The organism is Verrucosispora sp. ts21, assembly GCF_002879555.1.
Classification (GTDB): Bacteria; Actinomycetota; Actinomycetes; order Mycobacteriales; family Micromonosporaceae; genus Micromonospora; species Micromonospora gifhornensis.
Genome location: NZ_PNOZ01000046.1, coordinates 15867 through 39699, shown reverse-complemented (window position 1 = coordinate 39699; position 23833 = coordinate 15867). Strand labels below are relative to the sequence as shown.

Genomic DNA, 23833 nt, shown 5'->3' with positions numbered 1-23833 from the left:
GTTACGGAGACGGTGGTAACGAGTCATGCGAGTTTCTGTCAGTTGGTTGCGGGAGTACGTCGACCTGCCGGACCTGCCCGCCGCCGAACTGGAGCGGGCCCTGGTCGACCTCGGCATCGAGGTCGAGTCCATCGTGGACCTGTCCACCACGGTCACCGGGCAGCTGGTGGTCGGCGAGGTCCTCGACATCGAGGAGTTGACCGGCTTCAAGAAGCCGATCCGGTTCTGCCGGGTGAACGTGGGCGCCGCCAACGGCACCGGTGAACCGCAGGAGATCGTCTGCGGGGCGCGCAACTTCGCCCCCGGCGACCGGGTCGTGGTGATCCTGCCCGGCGGGGTGCTGCCGGGCGGCTTCGCCATCGGGGCCCGCAAGACGTACGGGCGCAACTCCCACGGCATGATCTGCTCCGCCAAGGAGCTGGGTCTGGGCGACGACCACTCCGGCATCCTGGTGCTGCCCGAGCACGTCGCCGCCAAGCCCGGCGACGACGCCCGTCCCGTGGTCGGGCTCGACGACATCGTCGTCGAGGTGGAGGTCACCCCCGACCGGGGCTACCAGATGTCGCTGCGCGGGCTCGCCCGCGAACTGGCGCACGCCCTCGGCCTCAGCTTCCAGGACCCGGGTCGGGTGCCCGCCACGCCGGGCACCGCCCAACCGGCGTACCCGGTGGAGGTCCGCGACCCGGTCGGCTGTGACCGGTTCGCGGCCCGGATGGTGCGCGGCGTCGACCCGACGGCGCAGACCCCGCAGTGGATGCAGCGGCGGCTCACCGTCGCCGGCATCCGCAGCATCTCGCTGCCCGTCGACATCACCAACTACGTGATGCTCGAACTCGGGCAGCCGATGCACGCCTTCGACGCCGACCGTCTCGCCGGCCCGCTTGTGGTCCGTCGGGCGGTACCGGGGGAGAAGCTGACCACGCTCGACGGGGTGACCCGCGCCCTCGCCCCCGAAGACATGGTCATCTGCGACGCCGGCCTGCCCAACCCGGTCGCGGGCGACGGTGACGGGGTGCCGATCTCGCTCGCCGCCGTGATGGGCGGCGAGACCAGTGAGGTGCTGCCCAGCACCGTCAACGTGCTGTTCGAGGCCGCGCACTGGGACCCGGCGATGGTGGGGCGTACCGCGCGTCGGCACAAGCTGTTCAGCGAGGCGGCGAAGCGGTGGGAGCGGGGCGTCGACCCGGCCCTGCCGCTGGTCGCCCTGGACCGGGCGGTCGCCCTGCTCACCGAGCACGCGGGCGGCACCGCCGGCGACGAGGTGCTGGACATCGACCACGTCGTGGCGCGTACCCCGGTGACGCTGCCGGTCGACCTGCCCAGCCGGCGGGTCGGTGTGGCGTACCCGCCGGCACGGGTGGTCGCTCTGCTGGAACAGGTCGGCTGCACCGTGGCGCGCGGCACCGACCGACTCGCCGAGGATCCCGGCGAGGTGGCCGTCGTCGCGGGTGACGTCGACGTCCTCAGCGTCACCCCGCCGACCTGGCGGCCCGACCTGACCGACCCGGCCGACCTGGTGGAGGAGGTGGTCCGCCTCGACGGGTACGACAAGGTGCCGTCGCTGCTGCCCACCGCACCGCCCGGCCGGGGGCTGACCTGGCAGCAGCGGCGTAACCGGGCGGTGTCCCGGGCGTTGGCCGAGCGCGGCTACGTCGAGGTGCTGGCGCACCCGTTCGTCGCCACCGACCTGGCCGACCAGTTCGCCCTGCCCGCCGACGACCCGCGTCGCCAGGCGGTACGGGTGGCCAATCCGCTCTCCGACGAGGAGCCGCTGCTGCGGACCACGCTGCTCGGCCCGCTGCTCGGCATCGTCCGCCGCAACCTCGGTCGTGGCCTGCGGGACCTGGCGCTCTACGAGATCGGTGTGGTCTTCCAGCCACGCCCGGGTGCCGGCAGCCCGCCGGCCATGGGTGTGGACCGGCGGCCCACCGACGCCGAGTTCGCCGCCGCCGACGCGGTGGTCCCGCACCAGCCCCGGCACGTCGCCGTCGTGCTGACCGGCGACATCGAGCCGGCCGGCTGGTGGGGTGCCGGGCGACCGGCCACCTGGGCGGACGCCGTGGAGGCGGGCCGTGAGGTCCTCGCCGCCGCCGGCATCCCGGCCGACCGGATCGAGGTACGGGCCGCCGAGTACGCCCCCTGGCACCCCGGCCGCTGCGCGCAGCTGCTTGTCGACGGGACGGTCGTCGGTCACGCCGGGGAACTGCACCCGGCGGTGCTGGCCACACTGGAGCTGCCTCGGCGTACCAGTGCCATGGAACTGGACCTGGACGCGTTGCCGGCGGCGCCGGTGCTGCCCGCGCCCGGAGTCTCCGGCTTCCCGCCGGCCCTGATCGACGTGGCGTTGGTGGTCGACGAGGCGGTCCCCGCCCAGGACGTCCAGCAGGCCCTCACCGAGGGCGCCGGTGAACTGCTGGAGGCGGTGCGCCTGTTCGACGTGTACGCCTCGGAGCAGCTCGGTGCCGGCCGCAAGTCGCTGGCCTACAAGCTCACCTTCCGGGCACCCGACCGCACCCTCACCGTCGAGGAGGCCGTGGCCGCCCGCGACGCCGCGGTGGCCCGCGCCACCGAACGCGTCGGCGCCACCCTCCGCGGCGCCTGAGATGTAAGGAAGGGCCCCTTCTTATCGCCTCGTGCATAGGAAGGGGCCCTTCTTAACATTCGTCGGCGTGGAGTTGCCCGACCTGCTGAAGGCCGGGTAGATCCCGGACGGTCATCCGGCGGTAGTCGGTGTCGACCAGCCCGTCGGTGCGCAGCTCCCGGAGGATTTTCTGGACCGAGGTCTCGGATGCGCCGCAGATGGAGGCCAGTTCCGGCTGGGTGAGTCGCACGTCGATGACGACGCCGTCGGGGGTCTGGCGGCCGTGGGTTCGGGACAGTTCGGCGATCACCCGGGCGACTCTGATCTTGACCGGGTATGAGGAGAAGTCGATCCGTCGGCGGTTCGACCAGCGCAACCGGTCGGAGACCATGGCGGCGAGTTCGAGCGCGGCGTCCGGGTTTTCTCTGAGGAACGCGCGGAACCGCTCCGAGCTGATCACGCTGTAGCGGGCGGCGCTGCAGGTGGTGACAGTCGCGGAGCGTGGCCGGTCGTTGAGTGCCGACATCTCGCCGACCAGGTCACCGCCGACGCGTAGGGACAACAGTGCCGTGCGGCCGTCGGGCAGGGCGGCGGTGACCTTCGTCAGGCCCTCTTCGATCAGCACCAGGTGGGATTGCTGCTGTCCTTCGTGGATCAGGATCTGGCCGGCCGGGACCTTGCGACGTACGCCGAGCCCCAACAGGGCGGACCGTACGGGTGGACTGAGCCGTTGCAGAAAGGTGCCGTAGGGCCACTGCGGGTTCTGGGCAGGTTCGTGCCGCATCCAGGCTCCCACTCTGCTCAAGCGACGACAGCGTCCGCAGCGTAGCCGTCCGACTGCGATACGTCTGACCCGTCGTGCCAGCACCACTGCGAGCAGGTAGGCGACGAGCAGGCCGAGTGTGAGGTGCAGGTCCAGGCCCAGCTCCAACAGCACGTCGATCGGGACGCTCCACATGCGACCAGTGGATCCTGGACAGCTGCCCGACATACCCGCGTCGTGCGGGATGACTGCTGACGGACATTGCCACCGAAGCCGTACTTCTACGGGGTCTCTGGGCGTCGACCCCAGTTGGATGTCGCTCGTGCCCGGTCCTCGCGGACCGGGGTGAGGAGGGTGACGAGATGCAACATCCGGAGCGGCGGTTGTTGGTCTGCGTGGACATGGAGCGCTACAGCCGGCGCGGCAACGTCCAGCAGTACGAGGCCCAGCAGGACTTCCATCGGCTGCTGCGTGAGGCAGCCGACGGGGTGGGCATGGATCGTGTCGGCTGGGCGACGCAGCAGGCGGGAGACGGGGAACTGGCCATCCTGCCCCGGGCCATTCCCGAGGCGAGGGTGATCGGACGGTTCCTGCCGGAACTGAACCGGCGACTGCGGCAGTACAACGCCAGCCGTCTCCCGGTGGCCCGTATCCGGCTACGTGTGGCGGTACATCAGGGCATGGTGCACCTGGACGGGGCCAACGGTTTTCCCGGCCAGGCGGTCGTCATGGTCAGTCGGCTCTGCGACGCGACACCGGTGCGCCGAGCGTTGGCGGCCTTCCCGGACGCCGGAGTTGCCCTGGTGGTCTCCTCCGAGATCTACCGGGACGTGGTGACCGAGTACCCGGAGGAGATTCGGCCGGACCGGTTCCGGCGCATCGAGGTGGTCCAGCCAGAGAAGGGGTTCTGTGAGCCGGCGTGGCTCTGTGTTCTCGACGAGGATGTGACCTCGTGGCGGGACGAGTCGTCGCCCGGCCCGCAGCCATCGCCGCCGAACGAGGTGGCCCAGCCGGGCGAGGCGGCGCCGCCGAGCGGGGAGAGCGGAACCGGGCGCGGTGGTGAGCCGCCGGCCGGCGGCATCCGTACCGGCAACATCCGGGTCAACGGCCAGAACGCCGTGGGACCGGGCGCGATGGCGATCGGATCCATCGGTCGTGACGCCATCCTGCGCCCGGACGTGGACCGATGAACGACCGATATCCGGAGCCGGTCCCCGGGGCCGCGACGAAGCCCACCGACCCGGCCACCTTCGGCGAGACTGGCGCATCTGGGCCGGGCCAACCCGGGCATCCCGGTGCGGCCGAAGCCGGACCAGATGCCGGCGGCGATCCGGGTCAGGAAGGTTCCGGTGATCCGCCGGGCGGTGCCGCCACCGGATCGGCGCTAGACGCGGACGTCGATTCGACACCGAACGACGAGACGGACGACGGCGATGAGGAGGACCGTGAGGATTCGCTCGACTCCGGTGACGTGCTGCGCCGGCTGGCCGGTCTGTTCGGTGACGCGGGGATCGATGCCGGCAACATGTACGTCCGAGGCCAGAACGCGACCGGGCACGGCGCCCTCGCCATCGGTACGGTCAATGTCACTGCGGCGTCCGACTCGGTGGACGGACGCCGGGTCTGGTCGGAGACGCTCAGTGAGACGACCGTGCTGGACCTGGTGCGGGGTTACGCGCCCGCCGGCAGCGACCAGCAACTCGACCACCATCTGAAGCAGCGCCATCTGGTGTGCCTGTCCGGACCGCCGGGCAGCGGAAGACTCACCTCAGCGCTGGTCGCCTCGGCTCGCAGGCACGGTGTCGGCGGGGTGAACATCCTCGGGGTCGAGCAGCTCACCGATGTGTTCCGGACGAAGCTGGGTCAGCGCCGGGGCAGCGGCTACGTGCTGCGGTTGACCGACGAGATGGTCGGTGCGCTGGACGGCTACACCCTGATGGGGCTCGCCGAGCGGGCTGCGGCCAATGCCATGACACTGTTGTTGGTCGGCGATTTCTCCCGTCGTGTCCAGGACCTCGCCGGGCACGTCGTCGAGCACCGCCCGGCACCTGCGGCCGAGGTGTTCCGGGCCGGCTTACGGCGGGAGTTGGCCGGGCGCTGTGTGGGCTTCTGCGCTGGCCACTGTGTCGGCGAGTGCGTGGATCAGTACGTCGACGAGGAATGCCTCCGGCATCAACTGCTCTCGGTGTACCTGGCCGGAGCACCTCGGCCCCGCGAGGTCGTCCCCGTCGTGGCGGCGCTCGCGCAGACGGTGCCGCGCGCCAGGGCACTGACGGACCGGCTGGCGCAACTGCTGCCCCGACAGCTTCGCGAGCGTGCCGCACAGATCCTCGACGTGCCGGCCGACGCCGGTGCCTCGGTGGGCTGGTCCGCCGAGCAGGCACGAGCCTTCCGGCTGGCCTGCGTGGTTTTCGCCGGACTGTCGACGGTCGAGATCCGCCTCGCGGCTGACCGGTTGGTGTCCGGTCCGGAGGGGGCACAGTCGGCCACGGTACGTCTGCGCGGCGTCACCCTCGACGAGGTGCTCGGACCGATGCTGCGCGGTGCCATCGTGATACCGGAGGAGGACTGGGCGACCGGCGGCATCCGGATGCAGTTCACGGCCGGTACCGAGCAGCTGCGCTCCGCTGTCCTGGATGTGGCCTGGACCGACTGGTGGACGCCCCGGGCCCTGCTCGGCTGGTTCGCGGACATGGTGCGGGCCGACCAGCCGGACGTACGGCAGGCGGCAGCCGCCGCCATCGGATGGTCGGCCGGCCGGGACGTGCAGACGGCCCTGGACACTGTGCGCGACCTGGCCCGGGAGCGGCGAGCGAGCGTTCGACAGGCGGCCGCGATCGTTCTCGTCGCGATTGCGATGCAGCCGCGGTTGAGGCAGCGGGTCAGCGTCGAGTTGGACCGCTGGGCCGCCGGGCCGGCGGCACATCTGCGCGACACCGTCGCCCGCGCCCACGAACTGGGGCTGGCCCGGCTGTGGCCGGACGCCGCCCTGGTGCAGCTCCGACTGGTCGCCTCCGGGCGGATGCAACGCTGGCACAACTCGGTCGTACGGGGCTTGGTCGAGGTCTACCAGGGCGGACACGGGGCTGCTCTGGTGACGTCGCTCGCGCAGTGGGCCAGCTCGACCGACCGGGAAGACCGTGAGGTGCGGCTGCACGCCGCGCGAACGTTGCGAATCCTGGCCGAACGGTGGGCTCGACCACCTCGGGAACACTGGCCGGAACTGCTGGATCTGGCGCGTAGGGAGATCATCTCCGTCGACGACCTGGCAACTCTCTGGGCGACAGCGCTGAGCATGCCCGAGACGGCGTACCGATCCTGGCGGACGCTCGGCTTCTGGTTCAGCCGGGCGGACGGTCAGGCCGAGGTGTCCGCGCACGTGCTGGCGCTGCTGCGGCTGGTGCTGGCCGGACGGCCTCCGCTGCGTCGTCGGCTCCATCACCAGCTACGGCACGTCTGGCGCCCGGTCATGCCCGGGTGCGCCCTGCTCAACGACGTCGAAACCCTGACCTTTGAGGACGCCTGATGACGACTGGACCTTCCGGGACCTCCCACCTGCGGCAGGGTGTGCCGCCGCGGCCTCGCCGCTGGTGGCACTCGATCTTCCCGCCCGCGCCTGCGCCGGCTACCGCTCCTTCACTCCCGCCCCCGGCGCCTACCCGGGTCACCTTTCGGCAGGACGTGCCACAACCCCTGCTGGTGCCGGCGAAGGGCGACGCGTTCGACTTCAACCTGCACGTCGTCTACCTGTGGACCGCGACCAACATGACCTTCGACGGGCTGCGGCTGCGGGCCGAGGCGCTGTTGCCCTGGGCGATGGGGATCGTCCGTGAGCGTGCCATGGACCTGGCTCGCGAGCACGAGCCGCACCGTTCCCACGACCTCGAACGGGCGCTGAACGATCTGCTGATGCACCAGCGCTGGCCACAGGAAGCGCACCTGCCCCAGTTCACGGTGCGGCTACGGGTCAGCCCGGATGAGCGGGTGCGGGAACGGCTGCGTCCGTACTGGGAACAGCGGATCGCGCTGGAGTGTGAGCACGAACTGGAGAAGATCCGTACCCGGCAGGCCGACGATCTGACCCGTCGGTGGGCGGTGGTGTTGCAGAACCTCCAGGACGAACCGGTCACCGCGTACGCCGCCAGGCTGACCGGCGCGGAGTTCGCCGAGGTGTTCCAGCGCTACGTCACGGAACGTCGCGACATCGTTCCGACGTTGGTGGAATTGCTGCGGGAGGCCGTCAAGGGGCACGGCGATCTCGGTCTCGGCCCGTCCGAGTACACCCAGGCATGGGACATCGCGCTGCGAACCTACGAGCGGCAGCAGGGGCTTACCCGACAGTCGATGTGACAACTCGGGTCGTCGACTCTTCCCCTGATCGGGCGGGGGAGGAGTCGACGACGGGCAGCATCGGCCGAAAGGTCAACACGGTTGGATTATTTGGTTACCCACGAGTCACCTCTGAGGGGTTAGCCTGCTGTGACCCCGATGACCCTGGGATCACACCCGCCACCCCCACGGGAGCCCCCTCATGCCCGATGAGCCACCCGCCTCGGTCGACGTCTGCATAGTCGGTGGTTGCGGCCGGGTGGGCCTGCCACTGGGCATCGCGTTCGCCGCCCGCGGGCTCTCCGTCGTGCTGTACGACATCAACGCCGACGCCGTCGCCACGGTCAACTCGGCGACCCTGCCGTTCGCCGAAGCCGGGGCGGCCGAACCCCTGGCCGAGGCGGTGGCCGCCGGCCGGTTGCGGGCCACCACGGACCCGGCCGCCGTCGGCACCTCCGAGCATCTGGTGGTGGTGGTCGGCACCCCGGTCGACGAGCACCTGAACCCGGATCTGGGGGCCGTGCCGCGGGCGTTGGAACGCTGTGCGGAGCATCTGCGCGACGGGCAGTTGGTGGTGCTGCGCAGCACCGTCTACCCCGGGGTGACCGCGTTGACCGAGAAGTTGCTGGTCGGCCGGGGAGTGCAGGCAGATGTCGCCTTCTGCCCGGAGCGCATCGCCGAGGGGCATGCGATGACCGAGTTGTTCACGCTGCCGCAGATCGTGGCGGCGCGTACCCCGCAGTCGCTGGCTCGGGCGGAGAAGCTGTTCCGGCACCTGACCGACCGGATCGTCACGCTGACGCCGGAGGAGGCGGAGCTGGCGAAGCTGTTCACCAACACCTGGCGGTACATCAAGTTCGCCACCGCCAACCAGTTCTGGATGATGGCAAACGACTTCGGGCTGGACTTCGCCCGGATCCGGCACGCCGTGGCGTACGAGTATCCGCGCGCCGCCGACCTGCCGATGCCCGGGTTCGCGGCCGGGCCGTGCCTGTTCAAGGACACCATGCAGTTGGCCGCGTTCAACCGGAACAACTTCGTGCTCGGCCATTCGGCGATGCTGATCAACGAGGGTCTGCCGTTGTACCTGGTCTCCCGGCTGGAGGACCGGTTCGACCTGGCCAACTCGACGGTGGGCATCCTCGGCATGGCCTTCAAGGGCGGCAGCGACGATCCCCGGGAGAGCCTGGCGTACAAGCTGCGCAAGATCCTGGCGTTGAAGACCCGGGAGACCCTCTGCACCGACCCGTACGTGGTCGACGAGCGTTTCGTCGACCTGGACGAGGTGCTGCGCCGGGCCGATCTGCTGGTGATCGCGGCCCCGCACGAGCAGTACGCCCGCCTGGACACCGACAAACCGGTGATCGACATGTGGGGTCTGACCGGGCAGGGGGTGCGGGTGTGATCCCCCGGGTCTCGGTGATCGTGCCGGTCTACAACGAGGGCGCGGCGATCGTGCGCTGCCTGGAGCGGATGCTGCGGGAGATGCTGCTGCCGGCCGAGGTGCTCATCGTGCACGACATACCGGAGGACACCACCGTCCCGTACGTCGAGCAGGCGGCCCGTACCGACCCCCGGGTGCGGGCGGTGCTCAACACGTACGGGCGGGGGCCGGCCAACGCGATCCGGTTCGGCATCGACGTGGCGCGGGCCCCGGTCGTGGTGGTGACGATGGCCGACGGCTGTGACGATCCCCGGCAGATCGACGAGTTGGCCCGGCTGGTGGACCGGGGCGTGGTGGTCGCCGCCGCCTCCCGGTACATGCCGGGCGGTCAGCAGGTGGGTGGGCCGAGGTTGAAGCGGCTGATGTCGCGCTGGGCGGGGCGCAGCCTCTACACCCTGGCGCGGGTCGGCACCCGGGACGCCACCAACAGCTTCAAGGCGTACGACACGGCCTTCGTCCGGGAGGTGGGAATCGAGTCGCGGACGGGTTTCGAGATCGGCTTGGAGTTGACCGCGAAGGCGACCCGGTTGCGGCTGCCGGTGGCGGAGATCCCGACGATCTGGTTGGACCGGCCGCTCGGGGAGTCCCACTTCGACCTGGGTCGGTTCCTCCCCGGGTACCTGCGCTGGTATCTGTTCGCCTACGGTCGACGGCTGAGCCGGGAGAAGCTGGCCGCCCGGATCCGACCGGCGGCGGTGCAGAGCGTCGGGTCCACCGAGTACGAGAAGACCGCATAGGAGCGCACGTGGCGAAGGTCCTGGTAACTGGTTCGGCCGGCTTCATCGGCGGCTACCTGGTCGCGGAGCTGTTGGACCGGGGCCATGAGGTCGTCGGCGTGGACAACTTCTCCAAGTACGGCCCGGTCAGCCACAGCTACGACACCCATCCGCGGTTCCGGTTCGTCGAGGGCGACGCCCGCGACACCGACCTGCTGACCGAGCTGCTGGACGGTTGTGACCATCTGGTCGCCGGGGCGGCGATGATCGGTGGGATCTCCTACTTCCACGCGTACGCCTATGACCTGCTCGCCACCAACGAGCGGATCATGGCGGCGACCTGCGACGCGGCGCTGCGGGCGCACCGCGACGGCACGCTGCGCAAGGTCACCTACCTCTCCTCCTCGATGGTGTACGAGTCGACGGAGCACTGGCCGAGCCGGGAGGGGGACGAGCGGCGCATCCCGCCGCCGCTGTCGTCGTACGGCTTCCAGAAGTTGGCGGTGGAGTACTACGCCCGCGCCGCCTGGGAGCAGTACCGGTTGCCGTTCACGATCGTGCGGCCGTTCAACTGTGTGGGTGTGGGGGAGGGGCGGGCGCTGGGTCAGGCCGAGGTGCTCTCCGGCAACGTGAAGCTGGCCATGTCGCACGTGGTGCCCGACCTGGTGCAGAAGATCGTCAAGGGGCAGGATCCGCTGCACATTCTCGGCGAGGGCGATCAGGTGCGGCACTACACCTACGGCGGTGACCTGGCCCGGGGCATCGCGACGGCGATCGAGCATCCGGCGGCCCACAACGAGGACTTCAACCTCTCCACCGCCCGGTCGACCACGGTGTTGGAGTTGGCCGAGCTGATCTGGCACAAGATCAAGGGCCCGGAGGTGCCGTTCCGGTACGTCAGCGACGAACCGTTCCGCTACGACGTCCGCAAGCGGGTGCCGGACACCACCAAGGCCGCCCAGGTGCTCGGCTTCACCGCCACCACCTCGCTCGACACGATGCTCGACGAGGTAATCCCGTGGGTCACCGACGCCGTGCACGCCGGCCGGCTGTAGGTGCAAGGAAGGGCCCCCTGTTAACGCCTGCGGTAGAGCAGGGGCCCCTTCTTAACACAGCAAGTATTCTCATACAGTCGACTGCATGAACTTGCAGCGCCAGTCTCGCTGCTGCTAACCTCCCTGCATAGTCATACGGAGGTAGGCATGGGAATCCGGGTCGCGGTCGCCGGTGCGAGTGGCTACGCGGGCGGTGAGTTGCTCCGCCTGCTCGCCGGGCATCCTGAGTTCGACCTGGTCACCGCCACCGCCCACAGCCAGGCGGGACAGCGCGTCGACAGCGTGCACCCTCAGCTCGTCGGGCTGGACCACACCTTCGTCGAGACCGTACCGGAGACGCTCGCCGAGGCCGACCTGGTCTTCCTGGCGCTGCCGCACGGCCAGTCGGCCGCCCTCGCCGCGCAGTTGCCCACCGAGGTCCGGGTGGTGGACCTCGGTGCGGACCACCGCCTCACCGACGGTGACGCCTGGGCCCGCTACTACGGCGGCCCGCACGCCGGCGCGTGGACCTACGGCCTGCCGGAGCTGCCCGGGCAGGCCGAGCGGATCGCCGCCGCCACCCGGGTAGCCAACACCGGCTGCTACGCCGCGACGATCACCCTGGCGCTCGCGCCGCTGATCGCCGCCGATGTCGCCGACCCCGCCGACGTGGTGGTCGTCGCCGCGTCCGGCACCTCCGGGGCCGGTCGGGCCGCCAAGACCCACCTGCTGGCCAGCGAGGTGATGGGCGACCTGTCGCCCTACAAGGTCGGTGCCCACCAGCACGTACCGGAGATCAAGCAGGCCACCGGGGCGACCGGCCTGTCCTTCACCCCGGTGCTCGCGCCGATGCCGCGCGGCATCCTGGCCACCGTGACCGCCCGGCCGACCGGCTCGGCGGACCCCCGGGCGGTGCTGGCGCAGGCGTACGCGGACAGCCCCTTCGTGCACCTGCTGCCCGAGGGCCGCTGGCCGCACACCGCCGCCACCCTGGGCAGCAACTCCTGCCACCTGCAGGCCACCGTCGACGTCGACTCCGGTCGGCTGATCGTGGTCGCCGCACTGGACAACCTGGGCAAGGGCGCCGCCGGTCAGGCGGTGCAGAACGCCAACCTGATGTTCGGCCTGCCCGAGACCACCGGCCTGTCCCCGCTGGGAGTGACGCCATGACCGTCACCACACCTGCCGGGTTCCGGGCGGCCGGGGTCGCGGCCGGCCTCAAGAGCAGCGGCGCACCCGATGTCGCGGTGGTCGTCAACGACGGCCCGGACATCGGGGTCGCCGGTGTCTTCACCAGCAACCGGGTCAAGGCCGCACCGGTGGCATGGAGCGAGCAGGTGCTGCACGGCGGGCTGGTCCGGGCGGTGGTGCTCAACTCCGGCGGAGCGAACGCCTGCACCGGCCCGGCCGGCTTCCAGGACACCCACGCCACCGCCGAGCACGCCGCCGCCGCACTGACCGCGCAGCACCCCGACCAGCCGATCGGCGCGGGTGAGGTGGCGATCTGCTCGACCGGCCTGATCGGCGAGCGGCTGCCGATGGACAAGCTCCTGCCGGGGGTCAGCGCCGCCATCGGGGGTCTGACGGTCGACGGCGGGGCCGCCGCCGCCGAGGCGATCATGACCACGGACACCCGGCCGAAGACCACGGTGATCTCCGGTGCCGGCTGGACCGTCGGCGGCATGGCCAAGGGCGCCGGCATGCTCGCCCCGGCGATGGCCACCATGCTCTGCGTGCTGACCACCGACGCGGTCGCCGACCCGCAGACGCTCGACGCCGCGTTGCGCGCCGCCACCCGGGTCACCTTCGACCGGATCGACTCCGACGGATGCATGTCCACCAACGACACAGTGTTGCTGCTGGCCAGCGGCGCGGCCGGGGTCACGCCGAGCGCTGCGGAGTTGACCGCGGCGGTCACCGCCGCCTGCCACGACCTGGCCCAACAGTTGATCGCCGACGCCGAGGGCGCCACCAAGCAGATCGCCATCGAGGTCGTCGGCGCGGCCGACGAGGACGACGCGGTCGAGGTGGGCCGGTCGGTGGCCCGCAACAACCTGGTGAAGACCGCGCTGTTCGGCAACGACCCGAACTGGGGTCGGATCCTCGCCGCCGTCGGCACCACCGCCGCCGAGTTCGATCCCGACGCCGTCGACGTGGCCGTCAACGGGATCTGGGTCTGCCGGGGCGGGGCCGCCGCCGAGGACCGCTCGAAGGTCGACCTGACCGGCCGGGACGTCACCATCCGCATCGACCTGCACGCCGGCGTCACCGAGGCGACGGTGTGGACCAACGACCTGTCCCACGCGTACGTGCACGAGAACTCGGCCTACTCCACATGAGCATGAACCTGAACTCGGACCTGACCCGCGCCCAGGCCAAAGCGGCCACCCTGATCGAGGCGCTGCCCTGGCTGGAGCGGTTCTCCGGCGCCACCGTGGTGGTCAAGTACGGCGGCAACGCCATGATCGACCCGGAGTTGCAGCAGGCCTTCGCCGCCGACATGGTGTTCCTGCGTCACGTCGGTCTCAAACCGGTCGTGGTGCACGGCGGCGGCCCGCAGATCTCGGCGATGCTCGGACGCCTCGGCATCGACAGCGAGTTCCGGGGCGGCCTGCGGGTGACCACGCCGGAGGCGATGGACGTGGTCCGGATGGTGCTTGTCGGCCAGGTCGGGCGGGAACTGGTCGGGCTGATCAACTCCCACGGCCCGCTCGCGGTCGGGCTCTCCGGCGAGGACGCCGGCCTGTTCACCGCGGTACGCCGCCCCGCGTACGTCGACGGGGAGGCGGTCGACGTCGGGCAGGTCGGCGACGTCGAGTCGGTGAACATCTCCGCGGTGACGGACCTGATCGCGGCCGGCCGCATCCCGGTGATCTCCACCGTGGCGCCGGACGTCGACGGGGTGCTGCACAACCTCAACGCCGACACCGCCGCCGCCGCGCTCGCGATCGCGTTGCAGGCCCGCAAGCTGGTCGTGCTCACCGACGTACCCGGCCTCTACGCCAACTGGCCGGACACCTCCAGCCTGATCAGCGAGATCACCACCGACGACCTGGCGAAGCTGCTGCCGTCGCTGGAGTCGGGCATGGTCCCGAAGATGGAGGCATGCCTGCGGGCGGTCAGCGGCGGAGTACCGGCCGCGCACGTGGTGGACGGCCGGGTCGCCCACTCCACGCTGCTGGAAGTATTCACCTCGGAAGGTTTCGGAACCATGGTCGTGAGCGCGCCCAGCGAGGTTGCCGGCCCCGCGAACCAGGAAGGCTCGGTGGCGTCATGACCGCCCTCAGCGACCGGTGGCGTCAGTCCATGATGGACAACTACGGCACCCCACCGCTGGCCCTCGTCTCCGGCTCCGGCGCCGTCGTGGTCGACGAGACCGGCCGGGAGTACGTCGACCTGCTCGGCGGCATCGCCGTCAACTCCCTCGGGCACGCCCACCCGGCAGTGGTGGCCGCCGTGTCCAAGCAGGTCGCCACCCTCGGGCACGTGTCGAACCTGTTCATCTCCGAGCCCCCGGTGGCCCTGGCCGAGTTGCTGCTGGCGCTGGCCGGCCGGCCCGGCCGGGTCTTCTTCGCCAACTCCGGCGCGGAAGCCAACGAGGCGGCGTTCAAACTGTCCCGGCGCACCGGCCGCACCCACGTGGTGGCCACCGTGGGTGGTTTCCACGGCCGCACCATGGGCGCCCTGGCCCTGACCGGCCAGCCCGCCAAGGCCGACCCGTTCCGCCCGCTGCCCGGCGAGGTCACCCACGTCCCGTACGGCGACGTGGCCGCGCTGGAGGCGGCCGTCACCGACGCCACCGCCATGGTGATCCTGGAGCCGATCCAGGGCGAGAACGGCGTCGTCGTCCCACCCGCCGGCTACCTCGCCGCCGCGCGGCGAATCACCGCCCGGCACGGCGCGCTGCTGGTGCTCGACGAGGTGCAGACCGGCATCGGCCGCACCGGGCACTGGTTCGCCCACCAGGCCGAGGGCGTCGAACCGGACGTGGTGACCCTGGCCAAGGGGCTCGGCGGTGGGCTGCCCATCGGCGCCACCCTCGCCTTCGGCCCGGCCGCCGACCTGCTGGCCCCCGGCTCGCACGGCACCACCTTCGGCGGTAACCCGGTCAGCTGTGCCGCCGCCCTCGCGGTGATCTCCACCATCGCCCACGAAGGGCTGCTCGACCACGTCAAGCGGGTCGGTGAACGGATCCGCCGGGGCATCGACGCGCTCGGGCACCCGCTGGTCGCCGGGGTCCGGGGCGCCGGGTTGCTGCTCGGCGTGACGCTGGCCGCGCCGGTGGCCCCTGCCGCCGCCGAGGCGCTGCGTACGGCCGGTTTCCTGGTCAACCCGGTGCAGCCGGACGTGCTCCGGCTCGCCCCGCCGCTGATCCTCACCGCCGCGCAGGTCGACGCCTTCCTGGCCGCCCTGCCCATCGCGCTGACCGCCGCCGCGTCGGTGGCCCCCGGCGCCACCGACCAGCACCCGCGCGGACCGATCGCCGTACAACCCACGCCGACCGACGCGGACCCGACCCCCACGGAGGCCCCCGCATGACCCGGCACTTCCTGCGCGACGACGACCTCACCCCCGCCGAGCAGTCCGCCGTGCTCGACCTGGCAGCCCGGATGAAGGCCGACCGTTTCGCGCACACCCCGCTGGCCGGGCCCCGGGCGGTGGCCGTGCTGTTCGACAAGCAGAGCCTGCGTACCCGGATCTCCTTCGACGTCGGTATCGCCGAACTCGGCGGCCACCCCCTCGTGGTGGACACCCAGGTCACCCACTTCGGTCGGGGTGAGGCCCTCAGCGACGCCGGCCGGGTGCTGTCCCGGTACGTGGCCGCGATCGTGCTGCGCACCCACGGCGACGACCGGATCGCCGAGGTGGCCGCCGGCGCGTCCGTGCCGGTGGTCAACGCGCTGACCGACGGCTTCCACCCCTGCCAACTGCTGGCCGACCTGCTCACCGTGCGGGAGCGGTGCGGCGGCACCGTCGGGCGGACCCTGACCTACGTCGGCGACGCGGCGAACAACATGGCCCACTCGTACCTGCTGGCCGGGGTGACCGCCGGCATGCACGTGCGGATCGCCGGACCGGACGGCTTCCAGCCCGCCGCCGAGGTGGTGGCCCGGGCCGAGGAGATCGCCGTCGACACCGGCGGGTCGGCGCAGGTGTTCACCGACCCGGTGGCCGCCGTCCGCGACGCCGACGTGGTCGCCACCGACACCTGGACCTCGATGGGGCAGGAGAGCGACGGCCTGGACCGGATCACCCCGTTCCTGCCCTACCAGGTCAACAAGACGCTGCTCGGGCACGCGGCGCCGGAGGCGATCGTGCTGCACTGCCTGCCCGCGCACCGCGGCGAGGAGATCACCGACGAGGTGCTCGACGGCCCGCAGAGCGCGGTGTTCGACCAGGCGGAGAACCGGTTGCACGCCCAGAAGGCGCTGCTGGCCTTCCTCCTGGCAGGGTAGGAGCCCATGACGACACCGCTGACCCGTGCCGCCCGGCACGCCCGCATCGTCGAGCTGATCCGTGACAAGGCGATCCGGTCGCAGACCGAACTCGCCGAACTGCTCGGCGACGAGGGCGTCCAGGTCACCCAGGCCACCCTCTCCCGGGATCTGAAGGAACTCGGCGCCGTCACCGCCCGCGGCGGCGACGGACGCGCCGTGTACGTCATCCCGGAGGACGGGCACCGCCCGTTGCGCGACGCGGAGGCAGCCCCGGCCCGGCTGGTACGGCTGCTGCGCGAGTTGCTCAACGAGGTCGACTCCAGCGGCAACATCGCCGTGCTGCGTACCCCGCCGGGGGCCGCCCAGTACCTGGCCAGCGCGTTGGACCGGGCTGGCCTGCCGGAGGTCGTCGGCACCATCGCCGGCGACGACACCATCCTCGTCGTGGCCCGTGAGAGCGACGGCGGCGCCGCGCTCGGCGAACGGCTCGCCGGCTGGGCCCGCCGCGACGAGAACGTCGACGGGAGTGTCACACCATGAACGCTCGGTACGCCCGGTTGGATGAGGTGCCATCGTGACCACCAGAATGGGCGGGGTGGACGACAAGACCCTGACCGAGAACAGCACCGCAGCCAACCGGACGAGCCTGTGGGGTGGCCGGTTCGCCGGCGGCCCGTCGGAGGCGCTCGCCCGGTTGTCGGTGAGCGTCCAGTTCGACTGGCGACTGGCCCCGTACGACATCGCCGGTTCCCGGGCCCACGCCCGGGTGCTGGCCGGCGCCGGGCTGCTCGACCCGGATGAACTGGGCCGCATCCTCGCCGCCCTGGACGACCTGGAAGCCGCCTGCGCCTCCGGTGCCTTCCGGCCCACCGTCGACGACGAGGACGTGCACACCGCGCTGGAACGTGGCCTGCTGGAGCGTCTCGGCAGCCTCGGTGGCAAGCTGCGCGCCGGGCGGTCCCGCAACGACCAGGTCGCCACCGACCTGCGGCTCTACCTGCGTGACCACGCCCGCGGTGTGGCCGCCCGGCTGGTCGAACTGGCCGAGGCGCTTGTCGAGCAGGCCGAGCGGCACGTCGACACCGCCGCGCCCGGCATGACCCACCTGCAGCACGCCCAGCCGGTCACCTTCGGCCACTGGCTGCTGGCCCACGTCCAGCCGCTGCTGCGGGACCTGGAGCGGCTGCGCGACTGGGACCACCGCGCCGCGGTCAGCCCGCTCGGCGCCGGCGCGCTCGCCGGCTCGGGCCTGCCACTGGACCCGGTGGCGGTCTCCAAGGAGCTGGGCTTCCGGACCTCGTTCGCCAACTCGATGGACGCGGTCGCCGACCGGGACTTCGTCGCCGAGTTCCTCTTCATCACCGCGATGATCGGCGTGCACCTGTCCCGCCTCGGCGAGGAAGTGGTGCTCTGGACCTCGCAGGAGTTCGGCTGGGTCGAGCTGGACGACGCCTTCGCCACCGGCTCGTCGATCATGCCGCAGAAGAAGAACGCGGACATCGCCGAGCTGGCCCGGGGCAAGTCCGGCCGGCTCGTCGGCGGGCTGGTCGCCGTACTGACCATGCTCAAGGGCCTGCCGATGACCTACGACCGGGACATGCAGGAGGACAAGGAGCCGGCCTTCGACGCGGTCGACACCCTGGAACTGCTGCTGCCGGCCCTCGCCGGAATGATCTCCACCATGACGGTACGCGTCGACCGCCTGGTCGCCGCCGCGCCCGTCGGCTTCTCGCTGGCCACCGAGGTGGCCGACTGGCTGGTCCGCAAGGGCGTGCCGTTCCGCGACGCCCACGAGATCACCGGCAAGCTGGTGGCGCTCTGCGCCGCCCGGGACTGCGCCCTCGACGAGGTCTCCGACGACGACCTGGCCACCGTCAGCGAACACCTCGACCCGTCCGTACGCGACGTGCTGTCGGTCCGCTCGGCTCTGGCCGCCCGGATCACCCCCGGCTCCACCGGCCCCGGCCCGGTCGCCGACCAACTCGCCGCCGCCGCCGACCACCTCGCCACCTGGCGCGAGTGGGCCGCCGAAACCGTCGTCCCCCGCTGAGCCCGCTGCTCCCACGTGCGGTGCCTGCAACTTCGGGGAAGATGCTGCGTCCCGATCCATCGAGACCGCATCTTCCCCGAACTTGCTGCCGCCGTATCGGCGGGGGCGGTCTTGGTTGGTTCAGGTGGCGGTTGGGGGTGGCGGGGTGCGGGCGGTGAGGCGGTCGTAGCGTTGCTTGGCGGCCTGGGCGCTGCCCAGGCCGAGGCCCTGGCCGATCGCCTGCCAGGTGAGGCCTCGGCTGCGGGCCAGGTGGAACAGGCCCGCCTCCATGGTGTCGATCTCCGCGCGCAGGTGCGGGAACAGAGCCAGCGCGGCGAGCAGGTCCGCCTCGTCCACCGGCTCCTCGCCCGGTTCCGGCTGAGCTGCCCCGGCAGCCAGCGCCAGGAGCACGGCGATCGCCTCGTACGGGTCGGCAGCGTACGGGTTGGTGTGCCGCCGCCGCTGCTGTTCACTGGCGGCGTGCCGTTCGGTGAGGCGTTGCAGCGCGGCGTAGCTGCGGTGCGCCCGATCCTCGGATGTGGTGCTGGAGTCGGCCATGCGCCAACTCCAGCACTTCAACGAAGCGTTGTCAACACTTCGTTGATAGGCGACCCGGTTCGGCCGCTGCGCGTCACCCCGCCGGATCAGCTGGAACCCCGGACCGCCTCGATGATGGTCTCCGCGACCTCGCTCGGTCGGGCCACGGCCATCGCATGCGAGCCACCCTCGATCTCGCGCTGGCCCTGCGGGTTGGCCCGCTCCGCCATGAACCGGTGCGCGGCGACCGGGATGTTCATGTCGGCGTCGCCGAACACGAACCAGCTGGGCAGCGAGCGCCAGGCGGGGTCGCCGACGAGGCTGTCGTTGAGGGCCTGCTCGGTGACCGGCCGCTGGGTCCGGGCCATCAGTGCGGCGAGGTCGGCGGACGCGTCCGCGGCGAACTGCTTGTGGTAGGCGTCTTGGGCGATCGCCACCTCGTTACCGCCGGTCGACACCGGATACTGCACAAGCGTGGGGGCGAGGGTGCTGCCGGGGAACTGCCCGGACAACGACAGCGCCGACTCGCCGGTGTCCGGCGCGAACGAGTTGACGTAGACGAGGGCCCGCACCGACGGGTTGTCGGCCGCCGCCTGCGTGGTCACCATGCCGCCGTACGAATGCCCGACGAGTACGACCGGGCCATCCACCCACCGCATCACGTCCCGCAGGTAGGCGGCGTCACCGGGAAGGCTCCGCAGCGGGTTGGCGAGCGCGACCACGTTGTAGCCGGCACCCAGCCGGTTGATCACACCGTTCCAGCTTGCCGATTCGGCGAACGCTCCGTGCACGAGAATGATGGTGGGCTGCTGATCGGACATGCGCACGCTCCCTCACTCCGATACCTGTTCACCGCCGGCGGCGCCGGTCACCCGCGTTTACCCGTCAGATGGGCGTGAAACCTCGTGGTCGACTCGGCTGATGGTCCGGCCGGGCTGAACGCGGGCGATCAGCCAGTCGTAGCGGTGCCTGAACCGGGTGATCTTATGATCCAGATGTGGCGATGGGGGCTCGTGATGGCTGGCGGTGGTGGCTGAGCGCGGGCAGTGCAGGACTGGTGGTGTTGCCGTACTGGCAGGGTGCGCGCTGGCCGGCGGTGGTGGCGGCGGTCTTCGGGGTGATCGTGGTCAGTGCGTGGGCGTGGGGCACCCGCAGCGGCCGTGGCGTGGGCGTGGTTGTCGGTGTCGGGCTCATCGTCGTGCTGGCTGCGGTGTTCGTCGTCTCGCAGTGGCCTCGCGGCCTGACGGTAGCGCCGTGGCTCGATTGGTTCGTGGTGTGGCTGCTGGTCGGTGCGGTGTGTCTGGCGGCGTTGGTCGTCGACCGCCTCTGGCATGCCTCGATGGTGGAGTGGAACTGGCTGACGGTTCGGTGGTTCGCCTCGGTGGTGCCGCTGGCCGGCGTGGTGCTGCTGTGCGTTGGTGGGCTCGGTATCGCCCAGATCGACGGTGACGGCAGGTTTCGGACCTCCGTTGGCGACGATGAGATCCTTCCGCTGCCGACGTCGCTGCGCCTGGTCTCGGCTGACACGTGTGCCTCTGGCGGCAGCAGCGGCAATTGCACGGCCGAGTTCGTGGTGACGGCTACCGACGGTGCCAGTCGGCAAACGACCCGTGACCCGGCTCGTCGCCCATTTGCGTGAGCGCGGATGGCCGCTGCAACCCGAACAGGGCAGCTACTCCGGCAGCCGCGATATCAGCGGAATCCTGCACTGGAGGCCGCACCGGATATGGCTGTACGCCGAAGCCGAACCGGCATCGGCGCTACCACCGGCGACGCCGCACGACGCAGTGCACGTGTACATCGACAATCTCTGACATCGCCCCTACGCGGATCTGCCGCCGGCGGGGTGTTCAGTGCGGAAATGCGCGGGGGATGCGCGCGTTGAGGAGTTCGTCGCGGAAGGTTTGGATGCGCGTGATGACCTGTCGTCTGCCGATGGTGTTCTCGATGCGATCGAGGTACAGGCATCGGGCGGCGAGTTTGTCGAGGCTGACGGTGAAGTACACAGCCATCAGCGGGTTGACGAACAGGTCACCGCTGCCGGTGCGCCGGGTGAACCGGACGTCTCCGAACGCGCCGCTGGTGGCGGCGGCGATCTGTCCTTGGACGATGCTGGGCCGGTCCGGGGTGGCCGACTGGGCGTCGGCGACAGCATCGCGGTACAGCGTCGCCTCCCGGCTCGATCCGGGGATGGACAGGGCACCGAGGTAGCCGCCGTCACGGTCGAGTGCGGCGAGGTTCTCCAGCACCTGAACGTGGTTGACGCCGTCGTAGGCGTCGATGCCGAAGCCGAGACTGGTCACCAGCTTGACCGGCACATCGAGCGCGGCCACGGCGGCCAGACTGGTGATGTCCTCCACCGGAGTGCCGAGATCGGCCTCGTCGCCCCGCAGCAGGACATCGGTGCCGCCATCGACCAGCACCACCGCATCGATGCCGAGGTGGTCGACCAGGTACCGGTACGCCGCCCGCAACGGCTGGACGCCGAGCGGCGGGAAGGCGTACACGGTTGACGGCAGTTCCTTGGCCGCCAGCCACCGGGCGAGCGTCCGTTCGGGGAAGTACCAGTCCGGGCTGGCGGTGTCCGGCTGCACAGCCGCGACGTGCTCTGCCACCCACGCGTCCCGGTCGACCAACTCAAGCTGGGAGAAGGACAGGCTGGCCAGGTGCACCTGTGCGCCGCGGTGCCACAGGGCGAACGCCAAGGGCAGGCCGGCGTACACGTCGAATCCGCCGCCCGCTCCGGCGATGAGGATGCTCCGCGCCGGAGCCAGAGCGGCAAACAGCGGCGGAACCGCCAACGAGAACGCACCTGGGTCGGCTGGCAGCACGGCAGGATTCATCACCGCTCAATGATCAGCCAACCCCGGACCGTCCAAGCCACGTGGTCCACCCGCGACGGGCAACAGCGCCCGGGTGTACGAACGACCACCGAGACAAGGCGGCCGGCGCTGCCAGAGTGGGTCGCGTCCGCGCCGGAGATGCCCTTGCGCGCCATGTTGGTGACGCTCGTGCATGTGGGCGATGTACCGTCCGTAGCAGTGGCCCGCCGGTCCAGCCTGTCATCGGGGGAGCGTAGCCGTGTCGCACGTTGACCCGCGTTTCGGTGCCCAGCTGCGCGCTCTCCGGAGCAAGCATGGGTTGTCCCTGCGTGCGCTCGGTCAAGCGACTGGGCTGGCACCAGCGGCGTCCGGGTTCCGTTGTCCGGCCAGGTGAGTCGGCTAGTCCGATGTGGAAGCCGTCGCCGCGTTGACGATCTCCTGGGGCGCGGCGACGTGCCCCTGATACGCCCTCAGCCCTTGACGCGTCATCGACAGCCACACCCGCCGAGTGTCGGAGCCGAGACGCTCCTGCTTCACGTAACCCGCGTTGAGGAGGGCAGCGACCTGTTTCGCCCGGGACGGCGGCATGAGCCTTCGGCGACGCGGTTCCTATGTCAGCGGAACAGGTCGGCGTTCTCGACCACCCATTCGTCGTACGTGCGTGGGGGGCGGCCGATGATTTCGCGGACGGATGGGCGTTGTGCGAGGGTCCACTCGGTCAGTTCGGCAAGGCGGCTGCCGTACTCCTCCAGGGCGTACAGCGTCACGTCTATCGCGCCGTCGGGCCAGCCGTTACGTCGCCAGACTGCCCGGCTCTCGGCTGCTGTCACCTCAGCGGCCTGGATGTCTACGGCCAGATACCTTCCCCGCCAACTGACCGCCGGCGGGGGTTCCAACTGGCCACCGACAGGTGCGACCAGGTTTCCTGTACGGGTGGACCACCCTTGGCTGACCGCGCCCGCCGCCGATGTCGCGCAGACCGCGCGGTCGCTGCTCGGCTGGGAGGTGACGGCCAACGGTGTGCGGATCAGGTTGACCGAGGTCGAGGCGTACGCGGGCACCGGCGAGGATCCGGCCTCGCACGCCCATCGTGGTCCGACGCCCCGTACGACTGTCATGTTCGGTCCGGCCGGGTACGCCTACACGTACTTCGTCTTCGGTATGCACTGGTGTCTGAATCTCGTCTGCGGCGCGGAGGGGGAGGCGGCGGCGGTGCTGTTGCGCGCGGGCGAGGTGGTCGACGGGCTGGATCTGGCCCGCGAGCGGCGCGGCGGGGCGCCCGACCGGGACCTGGCCCGTGGACCGGCCCGGCTGGTGATGGCGCTGGGTGTCACGGCGGCGGCCAACGGCACCAGCATGCTCGACGGGACTGGGCCGCTGCTGCTGACCCCGCCGACCCGGCCGGTCGCGCCGTCGGCCGTCTCCGCCGGCCCGCGCGTCGGCGTGGCCGCCGCCCACGACGTGCCCTGGCGCTTCTGGATCACCGGCGACCCGACCGTCAGCCCCTACCGCCGCCATGTCCCACGGAGACGGCGAAGCTGACGCTGCTCGTCGAGGCTCCGGATCAGTCGAGCAGTTGTTGGAACTCGCCTGGCGTCAACCCGGCCTGGCGGAGAATGGACGCGAGGGTTCCCCGCTTGATGGTGTTGTGCTGGGGAACGATCACTACCCTTCCGGAAGGGTTGCGGTAGACCGCGTGGCTGCCTTTCGTACGCACGTGATCGAACCCGGCCTTGGTGAGCGCCGCGAGTAACTTCCGGAGCGGAAGGTCGGCCAGAGCCGGGCTCATGCGGCCCTTCCGACCTGGAAGGACGTCACCAACGGCGTGGCCTCGATGGCGGGTTGGGAGACCTCTTCGAGATAGACCTCGACTGCTTCCCGCAGGTTGGTCAGGGCTTCGTCGAGCGTCTCGCCCTGACTGGCTACGTCCAGCTCCAAGCATCGAGCGACGTACCAGTCCTCTTCCTGGTGGACGGCAGCCGTGAACGTCCGAACCATCAAGATCCTCCTGAATCTGGCAGGTCGCCCTCATCCTACGAGCCGAGGCTTGCGACGTGCCCGTGCGCGCCGGGGGTGGGCGGGAGAGTAGCGGCGGTGTGTCGGGGGACATGAGGGGAGCCCGGGTCGCGGAATAGTTGAC

Annotated in this window: 24 protein-coding genes; 17 read left to right on the top strand and 7 right to left on the bottom strand. The window is 70.8% G+C overall.

Annotation, left to right across the window (positions count from 1 at the left end; all coding sequences use genetic code 11):
- Positions 1 to 25: 25 nt before the first annotated feature.
- Positions 26 to 2602, top strand: a complete 2577-nt coding sequence (pheT, locus tag C1A38_RS20080; protein ID WP_102659301.1) for a phenylalanine--tRNA ligase subunit beta — start codon at positions 26 to 28, stop codon at positions 2600 to 2602.
- Between the two features lie 52 nt (positions 2603 to 2654).
- Here the strand turns inward: pheT and C1A38_RS20075 are convergent, their stop codons facing one another.
- The gene (locus C1A38_RS20075) at positions 2655 to 3539 is read right to left on the bottom strand and encodes a Crp/Fnr family transcriptional regulator (RefSeq protein WP_102659300.1); all 885 of its coding nucleotides are present in this window, start codon (positions 3537 to 3539) and stop codon (positions 2655 to 2657) included.
- A gap of 167 nt (positions 3540 to 3706) precedes the next feature.
- Between C1A38_RS20075 and C1A38_RS20070 the strand changes: the two genes are divergently transcribed.
- The 13 genes from C1A38_RS20070 to argH all read left to right on the top strand — a co-directional run bounded on the left by C1A38_RS20070 (position 3707) and on the right by argH (position 18355).
- A complete protein-coding gene (locus C1A38_RS20070) occupies positions 3707 to 4534 on the top strand; it encodes a hypothetical protein (RefSeq protein WP_102659299.1) in 828 nt (275 codons plus the stop codon).
- A complete protein-coding gene (locus C1A38_RS20065) occupies positions 4531 to 6870 on the top strand; it encodes a hypothetical protein (RefSeq protein WP_102659298.1) in 2340 nt (779 codons plus the stop codon). The genes C1A38_RS20070 and C1A38_RS20065 overlap by 4 nt, the downstream gene beginning before the upstream one ends.
- A gap of 155 nt (positions 6871 to 7025) precedes the next feature.
- The gene (locus C1A38_RS20060; RefSeq protein ID WP_102659297.1) at positions 7026 to 7694 is read left to right on the top strand and encodes a hypothetical protein; all 669 of its coding nucleotides are present in this window, start codon (positions 7026 to 7028) and stop codon (positions 7692 to 7694) included.
- A 181-nt stretch (positions 7695 to 7875) separates the two neighbouring features.
- The gene (locus C1A38_RS20055) at positions 7876 to 9078 is read left to right on the top strand and encodes a nucleotide sugar dehydrogenase (RefSeq protein WP_102659296.1); all 1203 of its coding nucleotides are present in this window, start codon (positions 7876 to 7878) and stop codon (positions 9076 to 9078) included.
- Complete coding sequence (locus C1A38_RS20050; RefSeq protein WP_102659295.1) at positions 9075 to 9854, top strand: glycosyltransferase family 2 protein; 780 nt, start codon at positions 9075 to 9077, stop codon at positions 9852 to 9854. The genes C1A38_RS20055 and C1A38_RS20050 overlap by 4 nt, the downstream gene beginning before the upstream one ends.
- Positions 9855 to 9862: 8 nt before the next feature.
- Positions 9863 to 10888, top strand: coding sequence for an NAD-dependent epimerase/dehydratase family protein (locus C1A38_RS20045; RefSeq protein WP_102659294.1), 1026 nt, complete (start codon positions 9863 to 9865; stop codon positions 10886 to 10888).
- A gap of 147 nt (positions 10889 to 11035) precedes the next feature.
- Entirely contained in the window at positions 11036 to 12037 is a 1002-nt protein-coding gene (gene argC, locus C1A38_RS20040; protein ID WP_102659293.1) for an N-acetyl-gamma-glutamyl-phosphate reductase, read from the top strand.
- On the top strand, positions 12034 to 13206 hold the full coding sequence (gene argJ / locus C1A38_RS20035) for a bifunctional glutamate N-acetyltransferase/amino-acid acetyltransferase ArgJ (RefSeq protein ID WP_102659292.1): 1173 nt from the start codon (positions 12034 to 12036) through the stop codon (positions 13204 to 13206). Before argC ends, argJ begins: the two co-directional genes overlap by 4 nt.
- A 2-nt stretch (positions 13207 to 13208) precedes the next feature.
- Positions 13209 to 14144, top strand: coding sequence for an acetylglutamate kinase (gene argB, locus C1A38_RS20030; protein ID WP_102659291.1), 936 nt, complete (start codon positions 13209 to 13211; stop codon positions 14142 to 14144).
- Positions 14141 to 15406 (top strand): acetylornithine transaminase, encoded by a 1266-nt coding sequence (locus C1A38_RS20025; protein WP_102659290.1) that lies wholly within the window; start codon positions 14141 to 14143, stop codon positions 15404 to 15406. The genes argB and C1A38_RS20025 overlap by 4 nt, the downstream gene beginning before the upstream one ends.
- Complete coding sequence (gene argF / locus C1A38_RS20020; protein WP_102659289.1) at positions 15403 to 16323, top strand: ornithine carbamoyltransferase; 921 nt, start codon at positions 15403 to 15405, stop codon at positions 16321 to 16323. Before C1A38_RS20025 ends, argF begins: the two co-directional genes overlap by 4 nt.
- Before the next feature lie 6 nt (positions 16324 to 16329).
- On the top strand, positions 16330 to 16845 hold the full coding sequence (locus tag C1A38_RS20015; RefSeq protein WP_013732826.1) for an arginine repressor: 516 nt from the start codon (positions 16330 to 16332) through the stop codon (positions 16843 to 16845).
- Between the two features lie 46 nt (positions 16846 to 16891).
- On the top strand, positions 16892 to 18355 hold the full coding sequence (argH, locus tag C1A38_RS20010) for an argininosuccinate lyase (RefSeq protein ID WP_102659288.1): 1464 nt from the start codon (positions 16892 to 16894) through the stop codon (positions 18353 to 18355).
- A 120-nt stretch (positions 18356 to 18475) separates the two neighbouring features.
- Here argH and C1A38_RS20005 read toward each other — a convergent pair whose 3' ends face one another.
- On the bottom strand, positions 18476 to 18892 hold the full coding sequence (locus C1A38_RS20005) for a DNA-binding protein (protein ID WP_102659287.1): 417 nt from the start codon (positions 18890 to 18892) through the stop codon (positions 18476 to 18478).
- Positions 18893 to 18978: 86 nt separating this feature from the next.
- A complete protein-coding gene (locus tag C1A38_RS20000; protein ID WP_102659286.1) occupies positions 18979 to 19692 on the bottom strand; it encodes an alpha/beta fold hydrolase in 714 nt (237 codons plus the stop codon).
- 275 nt (positions 19693 to 19967) lie between these two features.
- Here C1A38_RS20000 and C1A38_RS19995 point away from each other — a divergent pair, with 275 nt between their 5' ends.
- Positions 19968 to 20510, top strand: coding sequence for a hypothetical protein (locus C1A38_RS19995; protein ID WP_146017584.1), 543 nt, complete (start codon positions 19968 to 19970; stop codon positions 20508 to 20510).
- Positions 20482 to 20685, top strand: coding sequence for a hypothetical protein (locus C1A38_RS30910; RefSeq protein WP_146017583.1), 204 nt, complete (start codon positions 20482 to 20484; stop codon positions 20683 to 20685). The genes C1A38_RS19995 and C1A38_RS30910 overlap by 29 nt, the downstream gene beginning before the upstream one ends.
- A 36-nt stretch (positions 20686 to 20721) precedes the next feature.
- On the opposite strand, the gene C1A38_RS19990 is transcribed toward C1A38_RS30910, so the two are convergent.
- Both C1A38_RS19990 and C1A38_RS19980 read right to left on the bottom strand, forming a co-directional pair.
- A complete protein-coding gene (locus tag C1A38_RS19990; protein WP_102659284.1) occupies positions 20722 to 21714 on the bottom strand; it encodes a DUF1152 domain-containing protein in 993 nt (330 codons plus the stop codon).
- Positions 21715 to 22307: 593 nt separating this feature from the next.
- Positions 22308 to 22523, bottom strand: coding sequence for a hypothetical protein (locus C1A38_RS19980; RefSeq protein ID WP_233196915.1), 216 nt, complete (start codon positions 22521 to 22523; stop codon positions 22308 to 22310).
- A gap of 103 nt (positions 22524 to 22626) precedes the next feature.
- On the opposite strand from C1A38_RS19980, the gene C1A38_RS19975 reads away from it, so the two are divergent.
- Complete coding sequence (locus tag C1A38_RS19975; RefSeq protein ID WP_102659283.1) at positions 22627 to 23235, top strand: DNA-3-methyladenine glycosylase; 609 nt, start codon at positions 22627 to 22629, stop codon at positions 23233 to 23235.
- 22 nt (positions 23236 to 23257) lie between these two features.
- Here the strand turns inward: C1A38_RS19975 and C1A38_RS19970 are convergent, their stop codons facing one another.
- Complete coding sequence (locus C1A38_RS19970) at positions 23258 to 23482, bottom strand: type II toxin-antitoxin system HicA family toxin (protein ID WP_102659282.1); 225 nt, start codon at positions 23480 to 23482, stop codon at positions 23258 to 23260.
- The gene (locus C1A38_RS19965; RefSeq protein WP_102659281.1) at positions 23479 to 23691 is read right to left on the bottom strand and encodes a type II toxin-antitoxin system HicB family antitoxin; all 213 of its coding nucleotides are present in this window, start codon (positions 23689 to 23691) and stop codon (positions 23479 to 23481) included. Before C1A38_RS19965 ends, C1A38_RS19970 begins: the two co-directional genes overlap by 4 nt.
- Positions 23692 to 23833: the final 142 nt, after the last annotated feature.

Bases quoted from the DNA above. Each gene is read 5' to 3' on its own strand.
- pheT (WP_102659301.1), top strand. From the start codon at position 26: ATGCGAGTTTCTGTCAGTTGGTTGCGGGAGTACGTCGACCTGCCGGAC.
- C1A38_RS20075 (WP_102659300.1), bottom strand. From the start codon at position 3,539: ATGTGGAGCGTCCCGATCGACGTGCTGTTGGAGCTGGGCCTGGACCTG.
- C1A38_RS20070 (WP_102659299.1), top strand. From the start codon at position 3,707: ATGCAACATCCGGAGCGGCGGTTGTTGGTCTGCGTGGACATGGAGCGC.
- C1A38_RS20065 (WP_102659298.1), top strand. From the start codon at position 4,531: ATGAACGACCGATATCCGGAGCCGGTCCCCGGGGCCGCGACGAAGCCC.
- C1A38_RS20055 (WP_102659296.1), top strand. From the start codon at position 7,876: ATGCCCGATGAGCCACCCGCCTCGGTCGACGTCTGCATAGTCGGTGGT.
- argC (WP_102659293.1), top strand. From the start codon at position 11,036: ATGGGAATCCGGGTCGCGGTCGCCGGTGCGAGTGGCTACGCGGGCGGT.
- argJ (WP_102659292.1), top strand. From the start codon at position 12,034: ATGACCGTCACCACACCTGCCGGGTTCCGGGCGGCCGGGGTCGCGGCC.
- argB (WP_102659291.1), top strand. From the start codon at position 13,209: ATGAACCTGAACTCGGACCTGACCCGCGCCCAGGCCAAAGCGGCCACC.
- C1A38_RS20025 (WP_102659290.1), top strand. From the start codon at position 14,141: ATGACCGCCCTCAGCGACCGGTGGCGTCAGTCCATGATGGACAACTAC.
- argF (WP_102659289.1), top strand. From the start codon at position 15,403: ATGACCCGGCACTTCCTGCGCGACGACGACCTCACCCCCGCCGAGCAG.
- C1A38_RS20015 (WP_013732826.1), top strand. From the start codon at position 16,330: ATGACGACACCGCTGACCCGTGCCGCCCGGCACGCCCGCATCGTCGAG.
- argH (WP_102659288.1), top strand. From the start codon at position 16,892: ATGGGCGGGGTGGACGACAAGACCCTGACCGAGAACAGCACCGCAGCC.
- C1A38_RS20005 (WP_102659287.1), bottom strand. From the start codon at position 18,892: ATGGCCGACTCCAGCACCACATCCGAGGATCGGGCGCACCGCAGCTAC.
- C1A38_RS20000 (WP_102659286.1), bottom strand. From the start codon at position 19,692: ATGTCCGATCAGCAGCCCACCATCATTCTCGTGCACGGAGCGTTCGCC.
- C1A38_RS19990 (WP_102659284.1), bottom strand. From the start codon at position 21,714: ATGAATCCTGCCGTGCTGCCAGCCGACCCAGGTGCGTTCTCGTTGGCG.
- C1A38_RS19970 (WP_102659282.1), bottom strand. From the start codon at position 23,482: ATGAGCCCGGCTCTGGCCGACCTTCCGCTCCGGAAGTTACTCGCGGCG.
- C1A38_RS19965 (WP_102659281.1), bottom strand. From the start codon at position 23,691: ATGGTTCGGACGTTCACGGCTGCCGTCCACCAGGAAGAGGACTGGTAC.